Here is a 14,307-nt window from a genome sequence, read left to right as displayed (position 1 = left end):
CTCCGTGCCGGTGCTGACGTTGCAGGTCTCATCGGATTCCATGACGGCGTCGCAGATCTACGACATGTCCTCCAACCTGATCCGGCCAGCATGGCCAGCGGGATGGAGGTGGCGATGATGACGGTCGATCGCCACGAACCGAGGAACAGCAGCACCACAAGGCTGGTGAGCAATGCTGCGGTGCCCATTTCCTGCACCACGTCGCGCACCGCCTCCTTCACGAAGGTCGAGGCATCGCCCAGCACGGTAATATCGACACCGGGCGGCAGCGTGCGCACGATGGAGGGCAGCAATGCCTTGATGCCGCTCACGACCGAGAGCGTCGAGGCATCGCCGCTTTTCATGATCACGATCAGAACCGCCTGGTGGCCCTTGACCAGCACCATGTTGGTCTGGGGCGGACCGCCCGCGTGCACCCACGCCACATCACGCAGGTAGACGACGGAATTGCCTTCCTGCTTGATGGGCATGTTGTTGAAACTGTTGATCTCCTCGGGCGAGGCGTTGGTCTGCACCATCCAGTCGAACGCGCCGATCTGCTGGTCACCGGCTGGCAGCACGATGTTCTGCTTGCTCAGCGCATTGCCGATATCGGTGGCCGAAAGCCCGTGGGCGAGCAGCTTGCTCTGGTCGAGATCGACCATGATGTTGCCCGGCTGGCCACCATAGGGGTTGGGGATCGCCGCCCCCGCCACCGAGACCAGCGCTGGCCGGATCAGGTTGGAGGACATGTCGTAGATCTGCGACGCCGTCATGGAATCCGATGAGACCTGCAACGTCAGCACCGGCACGGAGGATGCGTTGTAGGTCAGCACCAGCGGCGGTGTCATGCCCGCGGGCATCTGCTTGATGACGGTCTGGGAGACGGCGGTGATCTGCGTCTGCGCCACGGCGGTATTGGTGCCGGGCTGGAAGAACACCTTGACGATGCCACGCCCGTAATAGGACTGGCTCTCGATATGTTCGATATTGTTGACCGTGGAGGTCAGGGCGCGCTCGTAATAATAGACCACGCGGCCGGACATGTCTTCGGGCATGAGGCCGGTATAGGTCCAGCAGATCGCCACCACGGGGATGTTGATGCTGGGGAAGACATCGGTTGGCGTGCGGAGCAGGCCACGGACACCGAACACGACGATGAGAATGGACAGGACAACAAAAGTATAGGGCCGCTTGAGCGCGGTAACGACAATACCGTTCATGCGCGGCCTGTTGCCCCCTGCCCTGCCGGCAGGCCCCGCCCGATGAGGCGCGCACGCGGCGGCCCGGGCCGGGACAGGTGGTGTTCTTGCATCTCTCGTCTCCCCGTCTGTCCATTCGGTGTTAATGGGGGTGCGTCAGGTGGCAAATGAAATTTCAATTTAGTTTCCGGCCTGCACCACACAAAAAGGTGGAAAAATTATGGTCATGGTCGCGCCCGGCAGCCGCTCGTGCACCCGCGTGGGCATGATGTCGAGGCGGGCGTGATGCAGCGCCACGATGGCGGAAACCAGGCTCAGCCCCAGCCCCGAGCCGGGAATGTGGCGGCTCTTGTCCGAGCGGTAGAAGCGCCCCGTCACCGCCTTGCGCTCGGCGGCCGGGATGCCAATTCCCGTATCGGTCACCTGCAGCATCGCGCATTCGCCATTCATGATGGTGTGGATTTCAACCCGGCCGCCGCCGGGGGTGAATTTGATGGCGTTGTCCACCAGGTTGGCCAGCACCTCGATCAGGAGGTCACGGTCGCCCTGCACCCTGATCGGCTCCTCACCGGCGGCGCAGGACAGGATGATACCCTTGGTTTCGGCTATGGGCTCATACAGATCGACGATATCGGCCACCAGCGCATCGAGATCCACCGTGCCGAATCCGGCCCGCCTGCGCCCGTTCTCGATCTCGCCTATGCGCAGCAGCGCGGTGATGATGGCAAAGGACTGGTCAAGGTCATCAATGGTGCGGGCAATGACGTTGCGCAGCGCCTCCGCCGAATGATCAGCATTGAGCGCGCGGTCGAGACGGGCGCGCACGCGCGCAAGCGGCGTGCGCAGGTCGTGGGCGATGTCGTTGCCCACGTCGCGTATTTCATCGAGCAGCTGCTCAAGGCGGTCGAGCATGCGGTTGACGCTGCCCGCAAGGCGCTGGAGGTCATCATCCTGCCTTCCTGCGGGCAGGCGCTCGTGCAGGTCGCCTTCCATGATGCGGTCGATCGCCTCATGCATGTCCTTGACGCGCGAGAGCGCGCGGTGGCTGAGGATGATGCCGGTAATGAGCGCGAACAGCACGGTCGGCACGATCGAGACCAGCATGGAATGCCGCATCATCAGCCGCAGTTCGGTGCGCATCTGCCGGCTGCGCCCCAGCACCAGGTAGCGCCCGCCGGGCACGCTTACGGCCACCATGCGCAGCACGGTGGCCGAACTGCCCCCCGTGGCCTCGGGGGCGATGACATGCACCCGCCCGTCGGCCACGAGCCCCGTGGGCCAGCTATGCAGGTCGCCCACGATGTAATGCTGCCCGGCATCGAACAGGGTGGTGGCGTTCATGATGATGCGCAGGTCATCGGTGGCGCGGTCGCGCACCTGCTGCTCCAGCCCGGCGGGGGTTTCGTGCTGCAGGATGCTGGCCTCGCGCAAAAGCAGGGTGTCCGAACGCTTGGCCTCGAACACATTCGCCTGGCTGTAGCCAAAAAAGAACTGCAACGCCGCCGAGCCGATCATCGCCGCCACCACCGCCAGCGTGAGGCGGAAGGTGGCGGTGCGGAACAGTTCGTTACGAAACACGCAGCATGAACCCCGCGCCGCGGATGCTCTGGATCAGGGGCGGGCGGCCCGTCTCGTCAATCTTGCGGCGCAGCTTGCCGATATGCACATCGACGAGGTTGGTCTGGGGAATGAAGCGGTAGTTCCACACATCCTCGAGCAGCATGTTGCGCGTGAGCACCTGGTTGGGGCGGCGCATGAGGTATTCGAGCAGCCGGAACTCACGCGGCAGCAGGTCGATCGGCTCGCCATCGCGCCGCACGGTGCGGGTGATGAGGTCCATCTCCAGCGGGCCCGCGCGCAGCATGGTGTGGCGCGAGGTATCGGGGCGGCGCAGCAGGGCCTCGAGGCGGGCGGCGAGTTCCTCCATGGCGAACGGCTTGGTCAGGTAGTCATCGCCCCCCGCCTTGAGCCCGCTCACCCGGTCATCCACCGCCGAAAGGGCGGAGAGCACCAGCACCGGCACATGCACCTGCCGCTCGCGCAGGGTCTCGATCAGCGTCAGGCCATCGAGTTCGGGCAGCATGCGGTCGACGATCATCACATCGAAATGCGCGTTCAGCCCCATCGACAGCCCCGCAGCGCCCGAAAACTCGTGCTGCACGACATAATGCCGACTTTCCAGTTCCTCGATCACTTCCTGCGCGATCTTGCCGTCATCCTCCACCAGCAGCACGCGCGGCGTGGCCTCGGGCCGGGGCACGGTGGGCAGGGGGTCGGGCGGCAGGTTTTCAGGGGGAACACTCATCACCTGCCCTTTATGCCGCGCGCGGCGAAACACGGCCAATTAAAATCAATTTCAGCGAGGGGGCGCACCCTCATCCCCCCATCGCCCCATCATGTCGGCCTGTGCATCCGGGCCGGAGGATGCGGCGGAGGAATCGGGCGTGGCCGCCTCCTGCGTATCGACATCAAGCTCGCGCAGCCTGCGGCTGACCAGCCCGGTGCGGCGGCGCGCCTCGTCAATGGAGGAAGACATGGCAGACGCATTGCGGGCCAGTTTTTCCAGCACGCCATCCATGCGCAGCATTTCCTGCCGTGTCGCGCCAAGCAGGCGGGCGATGTCATCGGTGCGGCGTTCGAGTGCAAGCGTCACGTAGCCAAGGTGGATGGTGCGCAGCATGGCGGGCATCAGCCCCGGCCCCATCACGATCACGCGGTAGGTGCGCCCGATTTCATCAAGCAGGCCGGGAATGCGCGCCACCTCGGCATACAGCCCGTCGGTGGGCAGGTACAGCACCGCGAATTCCACCGTAACGGGGGGCACGATGTATTTGGTGGCGATCTTGCGGGCCTCGATGCGCAGCGTGGTTTCAAGCGCGCGGCGGGCGGCGCGCTCGGCATCGGGGTTGCAGTCCTCCACGGCCTGCAGCAGGCGCTCATAGGCTTCAGTGGGAAATTTGGAATCAATGGCCAGCACCGGCGGCACGGTGGCACGCACCGGCATGCGCACGGCAAACTCCACCACCTCGCGGCTGTCATCGCGCAGGCGGCGGTTGGTGTCGTAGCTGCCCGCAGGCAGCACGTCATCAAGGATGGTGCGCAACTGCGCCTCCCCCCAGCCGCCACGAGTCTTGACGTTGGAGAACAGCCGCTTGAGGTCGCCCACCTGCGCGGTCATGGCCGAGACCTCGCCCATGGCCTTCTGCATCGCGCCGATCTGCTCGAGCACGCGCTGGAAGGAGGTCTGCATCTGTTTTTCCACCGCCTCATGCAGGCGCTCGTTGACGGCGGCGCGCAGTTCATCGCTGTTGCGCCGCCCCTCTTCGGCCATCTCGCGCAGGGATTCGGACTGCGTCACCCGCATCTCGGACAGGTCGCGGCCCATCATGCGGGCAATGCGGTTGAAGGTCTCGGTCAGTTCCTGGTGGCGCTGGTCGAAGCGGTTGGACAGCGCGCGCTCGATCTCGGCCATGCGGGCGCGCTGGGCCTCGTTCTCGGCCATGCGGGCGGCTGTCTCGCGCTCCATCATCACGCATAGCCGCCCGAGCAGGTCCGCATCCTGCCCGCCCCCCATGAAAGACAGCCTGCGCAGGATGATAAACGACACCAGGCACGACATGATGGCGCAGAGCAGACCGATCCAGATAACGGGCGACGCGGACAGATCAGCCATGATGAACCATTTCCCACAAAAAAGAACAAACCATGTCCGTGCCCTGTCATGCGGCTGATGTAAAGTCATCATGTTTTTTTGGAATATCTGGCAACCGATGATATGCACCAACCGAAACGATCCGCATCTCACCTGATTTTCAGGTTCGCACCGCGCCAAAACCCACTAGCGTGCCCCGGCATGCCGCCACCCCGCCCCGCTGCGGCACATAGAACCGACCCGACCCAAGGACCCGCCCACCATGCCCGAGCCAACGCCGACCTGCCCGCAGGGCCAGCCCGCGCGCGGCAGATCCCTGTTCACCAGCCTGTATGCGCAGGTGATCATTGCGGTGGTGGCGGGCATTGCGCTGGGGCATTTCTGCCCGCATGCGGCGGTGACGCTCAAACCGCTGGGCGATGGCTTCATCCGCCTGGTCAAGATGGTGATCCCGCCGGTGATCTTCCTCACCGTGGTCACGGGGGTTGCCGGCCTGTCGGACCTTGGGCAGGCGGGCCGGCTTGCGGGCAAGGCGATGGTCTATTTCCTCACCTTCTCGTCACTCGCGCTGGTGGTGGGCATGATCGTGGCCAACGTGGTGCAGCCGGGCGCGCATATCCACGCCAGCCCCGCAACGCTCGATGCGCATGCGGTGGCCGCCTATACGGCAAAAGCGCAGGCGCATTCGTTCAGTGATTTCCTGCTCAACATCATCCCCGATACGGTGGTCAGCGCCTTTGTTTCGGGCGACATATTGCAGGTGCTGCTCGTTGCCATCCTGTTCAGCATCAGCCTGTCGCGCATGGGCAGCAGGGGCCAGGCCATCCTGACCCTGCTCAAGCAGCTGACGCAACTCGTGTTCGGCGTGGTGCGGCTGGTCATGTATGCCGCTCCCATCGGGGCGCTGGGTGCCATGGCATTCACCATCGGGCGCTTTGGCATTGGCGCGGTGATGCATCTCGCCTTTCTCGTGGCCACGTTCTATGCCACTTCCGCCCTGTTCGTGCTGGTCATTCTGGGGGCCGTGGCGCGGTGGAACGGGTTCCGCATCCTGCCGCTGCTGCGCTACCTGCGCGAGGAACTGCTGATCGTGCTGGGCACGAGTTCATCCGAATCCGCCCTGCCCACCCTCATCACCCGGCTGGAAAACGCAGGCTGCGCGCCCTCCGTGGTCGGGCTTGTGGTGCCGATGGGCTATTCCTTCAATCTTGATGGCACCAACATCTACATGTCGCTCTCGGCGCTGTTCATTGCGCAGGCGACCGACGTGCACCTGGGGCTGGGCCAGCAGGTCAGCCTGCTGCTCGTGGCCATGATCAGCTCCAAGGGGGCGGCGGGGGTAACGGGGGCCGGGTTTGTCACCCTTGCGGCCACACTGGCGGTGGTGCCCGACGTGCCGGTGGCGGGCATGGGGCTGATCCTGGGCATTGACCGCTTCATGTCCGAATGCCGCTCGCTGACCAACATCATCGGCAATGCGGTGGCCACCATCGTGCTGGCCCGGTGGGAGGGCGCGCTCGATACGCAGCGCCTGGCCGCCGCCCTGTCGGGGCGGATCAGCGATGCGCAGGCCGATGCCCCCGTCATGCCCGCCGACAGGCAGCCCCGGCCCACCATTAACTAACGCCCTGCTTCTTTCTTCATTTGCGTCCATAGGTTTCATACCATGCCTGTTTTCAAGCCCCAGACCGGCGCACTGACCACCGCGCAGAGAATACGAAGCATTATTGCGGGTTCATCGGGCAATCTGATCGAATATTACGATTGGTACGTCTATGCGGCATTTTCCATGTATTTTGCCCATTCGTTCTTTCCGCCCGGCAACCCGACGAGCGAACTGCTGCGCAGTGCGGCGGTGTTTGCCATCGGCTTCCTGATGCGCCCGGTGGGCGGATGGCTGATGGGGCTCATGGCCGACCGCCATGGCAGGCGGGCGGCACTCAGCGTGTCGATCATCGCCATGTGCGCGGGTTCGCTCGCCATCGCCCTGTGCCCCACCTATGAGCAGATCGGGCTGGCAGCGCCCTCCGTATTGCTGCTCGCCCGCCTGTTGCAGGGGCTGAGCCTTGGCGGGGAATACGGGGCAAGTGCCACCTACCTTTCCGAAATCGCGCCCCCGGCCCAGCGCGGGTTCTATGCCAGCTTCCAGTATGTCACGCTGGTGATGGGGCAGTTGCTGGCCCTTGTGGTGCTGCTGGCGCTGCAGTTCGTGCTGCTCAGCCCCGCACAGCTTGGCGCGTGGGGCTGGCGGGTGCCGTTTGGCATCGGCGCGCTGCTGGCGCTGTCCATCCTGTGGTTCCGCCGCGGCATGGCCGAGAGCGAGCAGTTCAGCGCCGCGACAAAAGACACGAACGCGCATGGCGGCCTGCGCGTGCTGCTGCACCACCCGCGCGAGGTACTGGGCGTGTGCGGCCTGACGCTGGGCGGCACGGTGGCGTTCTATACCTTCACCATCTACATGCAGAAATATCTGGTCAACACGGCGGGGCTGGCCAAGGAGCAGTCCACGCTGGTCTCGACCGCATCGCTGTTCGTGTTCGCGCTGATCCAGCCCGCCTTTGGCGCGCTGTCAGACCGGGTGGGGCGCAGGCGGCTGCTGCTGTCCTTTGGCGTGATCGGCTGCCTTGGCACCGTGCCGCTCATGGAGGCCATTTCCAGCGTGCATTCCCCCCTTGCGGCCTTCGGGCTGGTTACGGCGGCGCTGATCGGCATTTCGGGCTATACGTCGATCAACGCGGTGGTGAAGGCCGAACTCTTCCCCACCCGCGTGCGGGCACTGGGGGTGGCGCTACCCTATGCGCTGACCGTATCGGTGTTTGGCGGCACGGCGGAATATGTGGCGCTGTGGTTCAAGCAGATCGGGCATGAGGGGCTGTTCTACTGGTATGTGACCGGTTGCATCGCCTGCTCGCTGCTGACCGTGCTGTTCGTGCTGCCCGGCCATGACCGCATCACGCCAGAAGACTGAAATCAAAATATAAAAGTTTTTGGCAAAGCGTTCCCCATCCCCTCAATGCACATGCATCAGGTTGCGCAGGAAGCCGGGCAGCAGCATGGCGTAGGGGTTCACATGCACCGCCGGGTTGGCCATGGGGCCGGTCACCTGATAGGTGGCCGAGAGCACGCCGCCATTCTTCTCCGGGCTGAACAGCCAGCCCAGCAGCCCCGGCAGGTGGCCGGGTGCTGCATTGACCGCAAAGGCGGGGATGATGGTGCCATCAAGGTTGAGGCTTTTCTTTTCCAGGTTCACCTCGCCTGACACCGTGGCGCCGAGGGAGGCATTGCTGACCAGCCCGTCGGAGATATGGATGTCGCCTTCATCCATCTTCACCGGCGCGTTGAGCTGCTCGATCTGCATGCCCGGCGCGTGCGGCGCGCGCAGCCAGCCATAGATCGAGGCGTTATTGGCCAGCCTGACCACGGCAGGCACGTTGCGCAGCTTGAACGGCCCCATATGCACCGTGCCCGAGAAGGGGGCGGTGGCCGAACTGTCATCGAACTGGCCGGTAATGTCGGTCACGCCGCCCTGCATCTCGTCAGTCACCTTCATGTCATGCAGCAGGTCGCCCAGGCTGGCCACATGCACGTCGAGCAGGCGGGCATTGCCCTGCTGGGTCAGGTGCGCCTGCGCGGGCACCGGGCCTTCCACCGTCAGCACGCCACGGGTCAGGCGCACGCCATTGGTTTCAAGGTGGCTGTGCACGTTGGTCAGCGTATCGGTGGGGCCATAATACAGGGTGCGGGCATCCACGTTCAGGTCCCACCGGCGGCCCGGCGGGCCGTTGACGCGGCCGGTCGCCATTTCGGGCATGTGGTAGCCGCCGCCATCGCCCTGGTGGGCCGCCACCTTGCTCGCCGCCGTGCTGTCGGGCGCGGTCTGGAACGAGACCAGGGGCGAAAGGTCAAGCACCTTCGCCGCCACGTTCACGCCAATGGGGTCGTTCTCGCGCTGCGGCAGCACCACGGAGGCATTGCCCACCGAGCGCCCGATGCGGAAGCCACGCAGCACCAGCCGGCGCGTGACCCCACCCGCCGTCTCGGCATGGCCATCGATCAGCAGGTCGGGGCCGACGGCGCGCATGTTCTCGATGCCTGCGATCTGCCCGTGGTCAAGATCCAGTTCAACCGAGGCATTGGCCTCCTGCCCCGCCTTCTTGGACCAGATGGGTATGGCCAGCGCCGCGCGGTCAAGGTCGAGGTCGATATTCACCTGCGCCTTGCCGCCCACGTAGCGGTCGTAATCCACATCAAGCAGGGCGCTGCCCGAGAAATGCTCGCCCATTTCAAATCCGGCCCGCTTCACCCCCTCCGGCGTGACGTGGCCCTGCAGGCTGGCGCTTTCCACCGCATGGACCATCGGCCCGCTGCGGAAGTCCATGGTGTAGATCACGCTTGAGGGAATGCCCGCCAGCACGCCCGTACCCTGCAAGAGCAGGCCGTTGGTGGTGGCATCGATGCCCAGCGTGCCGTTATCGAGCGGGCGGCCCACCACCACATTGCCCAGATGCACCTGGGCCAGGTCGGTATGGCTGCGCAGGTCGATCTGGTCGAGGCGCACATGCGCATCAAGCGGCAGGGCGATGTGCAGCGACACATTGGCCCGCCCCGACGGATGCGTGAACGACATGGGGTGGCGCGAGAGCACATTGAGCCGCGGCTCGGCCAGCAGCGCCAGCACGTCGCGCGCATTGCCCAGCAGCGTCACGTTGATGTCGCCTACCTGCACCTTCTCGTTCAGGCCGGTAATGCGCATGGAGCCGGGGCCGACCTCGATCCGCCCGGTGCCCGTGGCATCGACATGCCGCCCCGCCAGATCGACCAGCTGGTACGCATGGCCGAAATGGATCATGATCTCGTCGGGACCATCAAAGGTCAGGTGGGCATCCATGTTGTGCAGTGGCGGAATGGGGCTGAGCCAGTGCAGTTCCATCGCATCGGCATCGATCGTGCCGCCAAGCGAGGCAAGGTCCAGCCCGCCCCAGCCCTTGTGGCTGGTCAGGCCCATATTGACCTGCAACTGCCGCACATGGCCATGCGGTATGTTTTCGGTCACCCACCGGCGCGCGCCCTTCATGGCGGCGGGGGGCCAGAACGCGCCAAGCGTTTCAAACTCCAGCGCCCGCGCATGCGCGCCCACATCAAGCTGGACGTGGGCAGGCTTCAGCAGCGATGCGGCGCTGAGGGCCGCCGTGGCGTTCAGCGTGGGGCCGCTGCCATCATCATCGGCATGGCCCGGCGCGCGCAGGTGCAGCTCAAGATTGCGCAGCGCCACCTTCAGCGGGCCATCAAGCGGCGCGTTGGCCGGTCCCGGCCCCAGTGAGCCGACAAGGTCGGCCGCCCCCTCGCCCACCAGAAACTGCCCGGCCTTGCGCGTGGTGACCTGCCCGTTGCCCGCATCAAGGTGCAGCGTGAAGTCGCGCGGCATGAGGAAGCCCTGCCCCTGCCCCCCATCGCGGAAAGCAACCTGCAACTGCCCGCCCACCGGCAGGTCGAGCGGGGCGACTTCCTTCTGCCCCGGCGCGAAGGCTGCCGGGCTGATGGGGTCGAGCACCAGCGTCCAGTCCACATGGCGGGGGCCGGCATGGGTGCCCTGACCGTGCAGCACCAGCCGCTCGCCATTCCCTTCCAGCCCGAGGCGGACATCGCCTTCCACCCCTTTCTGCCCGGTATCGTTCACCACCTTCAGCCGGGCATCCGCCTCGCCCAGCCGCCAGTTGCGCCCGGTCATGCGATCGGTGAACTGCACATGCGTGTCCGACACCACGGCCTGGCGCAGCGCGGTCATGTCGAGGGGAGATTCTTCTGCAGGCTTGTGCGCGGGATAGGGCGTATCAGGCCCGAGGTCGAGGCCGATCTTGCCCTCGTGGCTCCGCGCAAGCTGCAGCCGCCCATGCGAGACCGACAGCTCAAGAATGCGCACGATGCCATGCGCCAGCGCCGGGGTATCAAGCGTGATGCGCCCCCGGCGCAGCGTATCGGCCACATGGCCATCGCGCCGCGCGATGCGCACGTTCTCCACCCAGATCACGAACGGCGCGCGCAGCCCCTCGTGCATCGCATTCCAGCCCAGCCGCACATGCTCTGCCGACAGGCTGCCAATAATATCCTCATGCCTGCGGCCATGGGCCACGGGCAGCGGCATGAACAGGCGCACCACCGGCGTGACCTCGAGCGGGCCAGCCGAAAGGCGCAGGGTCAGCACCAGCAGCAGCACGGCAGGCAGCGTAATGCACAGCAGCACCAGCCACACCACCACGCGGCCTGCGGCCAGCACCGCGCGGCGCACGCGGGTCGGGCGCGGTGCCGGCGGCGGCCCGGGCTGCGTGGAGCCGGGCGGCGGCGCGGCTTGACCTGGCTGCGTCATGCCGTCCACGCTACGCCCCCGCGCCAATAAGCGTGCCCTGCCAGTCTCTTGCCGGACATTTCTCCATGGATCAGCCCATACAGTCCCTGCCTGCGCCACATTCCTCGTGGCAGGGATGCACATGGCCCGAACCCGCCGACCCGCGGGCCGCGCGCATCCTGCGCGAGAACCTGTCCGACGCCTGCGCGCGGGCGGAACTGCCCGACCTGACAGCGATACCGGGCATCATGCCCATGCTCGATGCGCTGGGGGGCAACAGCCCCTACCTGTCCGATCTGGCGCTGCGTGATACGGAGGCCTTCACCGCCCTTGTGCACGAAGGGGCGGAGACCTGCGTGCGGCGCATCCTTGCCGCACTCGACGCCCTGCCGCCTGATGCGGCCCGCGCCGACATCATGGCCGAACTGCGCGAGGCCAAGCGGCAGGCGGCGCTGGCCATAGCGCTGGCCGATATCGGGGGCGCGTGGCCGCTCGAGCAGGTGACCCTGGCGCTGAGCGACCTGGCCGAGCGCGCGCTGAACGCGGCACTCAGGCATCTGCTGCTCCAGGCGCACGAGACCGGTCGCCTGCGCCTGCGTTACCCCGAGACCCCGTGCCGGGGCAGCGGCTTCGTGGTTCTGGCAATGGGGAAGCTGGGCGCGCGGGAACTGAACTACTCCTCGGACATAGACCTGATCATTCTGTATGACCCGGACCGCCACCCCGGCAATGGGGAACTGCGACATACCTTTGTGCGCATGACTAGCGATCTTGTCACGCTTATGGAAGCGCGCGATGCAAATGGCTACGTTTTCCGCATGGACCTGCGGCTGCGGCCGGACCCGAGTGCCACCCCTGCCGCCGTGTCGTTTCCCGCCGCCATACAGTATTACGAGAGCATGGGCCGCACATGGGAGCGCGCGGCCATGACCAAGGCGCGCCCCGTGGCGGGCGACATCACGGCGGGGCGCCGTTTTCTCAAAACCATTCATCCGTTCATCTGGCGCCGCCACCTGGATTTCGCGGTAATCGATGACCTGCATGACATGAAGGCCCGCATCGACCGCCATCGTAACGCAGGCCACGCCAATCTGGACAGCCTGCGCGCCGAAGATATCCGCAATCCCGACACCGCCATGCGCTGGCTGCTGGGCCAGAATGTCAAGCTCGGGCAGGGCGGCATCCGCGAGGTGGAATTCGTAGCCCAGGCCCTGCAGCTCGTATGGGGCGGCAGAAGGCCGGAACTGCGCGACCCCACCACGCTTGGCGCGCTGCGCAGGCTGCGCCGGGCGGGGCTGCTGGCGCGTGAGCAATCCGCAATACTGGCCCGCAACTACCGCATGCTGCGGCAGGCCGAGCACCGGCTGCAGATGCGCCTCGACCACCAGACCCACAGCCTGCCCGACACGGCGGACGGATTCGCACGCTTCGCCATCTTCATGCACATGGGGCCGCCCGATGAACTGGCCAGCAGCATGCTTGCGGTCATGCAGCGCTCGCGGCGCATCTTTGACCAGCAGTTTGCCGAAAGCGGGCCACAGGACATCACCATCGCCCCCGAGGATGCCGATGCCGCCGACCGCCTGCGCGCCCATGGCTTCCCCGCCACCGACATCAATGATGCGCTGGCCATTCTCAACCGGTGGGAGGGCAACCGCCTGCGCGCCCTGCGCTCGGACCGCGCGCGCAAGCTGCTGCGCCGCCTGCTGCCCGGCCTGCTGGCCGAGATGGGCCGCCGCCAGCAGCCGCTGGCCGTGCTGCGCCGCTTTGATGCGCTGCTCGAGCGGCAGTGGGCGGGGGTGCAGTTCCTCTCGCTGCTCGAGCGCAACCCCGCCCTGATCCACCGCATCGTGACCGTGCTGGACTGCGCCCCCTTCCTGGCGGACCACCTGGCCGAGACCCCCTCCGCACTCGACGGCCTGCTTGACATGGATGGCGGGCCCGGCGCGGTCAGCACGGTCACCGCGCTGGCGCGGCGGCAGGTGGCGGCGGCGCAGTCGGCCGAGCAGGTGCTGCCGGTGCTGCGCGGGCTGGTGTGTGGCGAGGAGTTCCGCCTGTCGGTCGCCCGCCTCGAGCACCGCATGAGCGAGGACCGCGCCGCGCGCGCCCGCACCGCCATGGCCGAGACGGTGATGCGCGGCCTGCTGCGCGTGGTCAGCGCCGAGCACCGCCAGCGCCACGGCACCGTGCCCGGCGGCGCGGTGGCGGTGGTGGCTCTGGGCAAGGTCGGCTCGCGCGAGATGATGCCTGGCTCCGACCTTGACCTGATGGTGGTGTTCGACCACCCCGAAGATGCGGGCGAGAGCGTGGTCGGTGCCAGCGACGGCCCACGCGCGCGCCCGCTTTCCGCCAGCACCTATTACGTGCGGCTGGCGCATGCCTTTGTCGCGGCGCTGACGGCACCGGGGCGCGAAGGCCCGCTCTATGAGGTGGACATGCGGCTGCGGCCCTCGGGCTCCAAGGGGCCGGTGGCGGTCTCGCTCTCCGCCTTCCGCCGCTACCATGCCGAATCCGCCTGGACATGGGAGCGCATGGCGCTGACTCGCGCGCGCGTGGTGGCCGGGCCACCCCGGCTCGCAGGCCCGCTGGGTGCCGCCATAGCCACCGCCCTTGGCCATGCACCCGATACGCCCCAGGCCCGCGCGCAGGTGCTCCATGACGTGCGCCACATGCGCGAACGCCTGGCGCGTGAACGCCCCGCCTCCAGCCCGTGGGACATCAAGCGCCGCCGGGGCGGGCTGATGGATGTGGAATTCGTAGCCCAGGGGCTGCAACTTGTCGCATCCTCCCTGACCTGCCGCAGCCAGTCCACCCGCACGGCCCTGCTGCGGCTGGCCCATGCGGGCGAGATCAGCCCCGCCGATGCCCGCCTGCTGCGCCGGGCCGATCTGTTCTGGCGGGCGTTGCAGGGGCTGATCCGCATCATCTGCGGCCATGACGTGCCTGACACCATTGCGCCCGCCAGCCTCGAGATCCTGACCGGCGAGGTCGGCGCCACCGATGCGGCGGACCTGCTACGCCGCATGGACCGCATGGCCGATGATGTCGTGGCGGTGTTCGACAGGCTGGTTCCGCTCACGGATGCGCCCGATGCCGGGCAGGAAAGGCATGGCAGTGGTTCCCCCGCCGCC

8 protein-coding genes are annotated in these 14,307 nt (G+C 66.4%); 3 read left to right on the top strand and 5 right to left on the bottom strand.

Annotated elements, in window-relative coordinates:
- From HNW77_RS15805 to HNW77_RS15790, 4 genes are all read right to left on the bottom strand, one after another.
- Positions 1 to 1,202: efflux RND transporter permease subunit (locus HNW77_RS15805; protein WP_241694523.1), on the bottom strand; the 1,202-nt coding region annotated here is incomplete at its 3' end.
- A 159-nt stretch (positions 1,203 to 1,361) separates the two neighbouring features.
- The gene (locus HNW77_RS15800) at positions 1,362 to 2,759 is read right to left on the bottom strand and encodes an ATP-binding protein (protein ID WP_172158942.1); all 1,398 of its coding nucleotides are present in this window, start codon (positions 2,757 to 2,759) and stop codon (positions 1,362 to 1,364) included.
- A complete protein-coding gene (locus tag HNW77_RS15795; RefSeq protein WP_172158940.1) occupies positions 2,749 to 3,486 on the bottom strand; it encodes a response regulator transcription factor in 738 nt (245 codons plus the stop codon). Before HNW77_RS15795 ends, HNW77_RS15800 begins: the two co-directional genes overlap by 11 nt.
- A 51-nt stretch (positions 3,487 to 3,537) precedes the next feature.
- A complete protein-coding gene (locus tag HNW77_RS15790; protein ID WP_172158939.1) occupies positions 3,538 to 4,854 on the bottom strand; it encodes a DNA recombination protein RmuC in 1,317 nt (438 codons plus the stop codon).
- Between the two features lie 241 nt (positions 4,855 to 5,095).
- On the opposite strand from HNW77_RS15790, the gene dctA reads away from it, so the two are divergent.
- The gene (gene dctA, locus HNW77_RS15785; protein ID WP_172158937.1) at positions 5,096 to 6,457 is read left to right on the top strand and encodes a C4-dicarboxylate transporter DctA; all 1,362 of its coding nucleotides are present in this window, start codon (positions 5,096 to 5,098) and stop codon (positions 6,455 to 6,457) included.
- Between the two features lie 42 nt (positions 6,458 to 6,499).
- Entirely contained in the window at positions 6,500 to 7,801 is a 1,302-nt protein-coding gene (locus HNW77_RS15780) for an MFS transporter (protein WP_172158935.1), read from the top strand.
- A gap of 42 nt (positions 7,802 to 7,843) precedes the next feature.
- On the opposite strand, the gene HNW77_RS15775 is transcribed toward HNW77_RS15780, so the two are convergent.
- Complete coding sequence (locus HNW77_RS15775) at positions 7,844 to 11,197, bottom strand: AsmA-like C-terminal region-containing protein (protein WP_172158934.1); 3,354 nt, start codon at positions 11,195 to 11,197, stop codon at positions 7,844 to 7,846.
- 65 nt (positions 11,198 to 11,262) lie between these two features.
- Here HNW77_RS15775 and HNW77_RS15770 point away from each other — a divergent pair.
- A partial coding sequence (locus tag HNW77_RS15770; protein WP_172158932.1) for a bifunctional [glutamine synthetase] adenylyltransferase/[glutamine synthetase]-adenylyl-L-tyrosine phosphorylase occupies positions 11,263 to 14,307 on the top strand: 3,045 nt, incomplete at its 3' end.

Source organism: Komagataeibacter melomenusus (genome assembly GCF_013155395.1).
Taxonomy (GTDB): domain Bacteria; phylum Pseudomonadota; class Alphaproteobacteria; order Acetobacterales; family Acetobacteraceae; genus Komagataeibacter; species Komagataeibacter melomenusus.
Note: the sequence above shows the minus strand (reverse complement) of the source record. Positions and strands in the feature narration are given on the sequence as shown.

Bases quoted from the DNA above. Each gene is read 5' to 3' on its own strand.
- HNW77_RS15795 (WP_172158940.1), bottom strand. From the start codon at position 3,486: ATGAGTGTTCCCCCTGAAAACCTGCCGCCCGACCCCCTGCCCACCGTG.
- HNW77_RS15790 (WP_172158939.1), bottom strand. From the start codon at position 4,854: ATGGCTGATCTGTCCGCGTCGCCCGTTATCTGGATCGGTCTGCTCTGC.
- dctA (WP_172158937.1), top strand. From the start codon at position 5,096: ATGCCCGAGCCAACGCCGACCTGCCCGCAGGGCCAGCCCGCGCGCGGC.
- HNW77_RS15780 (WP_172158935.1), top strand. From the start codon at position 6,500: ATGCCTGTTTTCAAGCCCCAGACCGGCGCACTGACCACCGCGCAGAGA.
- HNW77_RS15775 (WP_172158934.1), bottom strand. From the start codon at position 11,197: ATGACGCAGCCAGGTCAAGCCGCGCCGCCGCCCGGCTCCACGCAGCCC.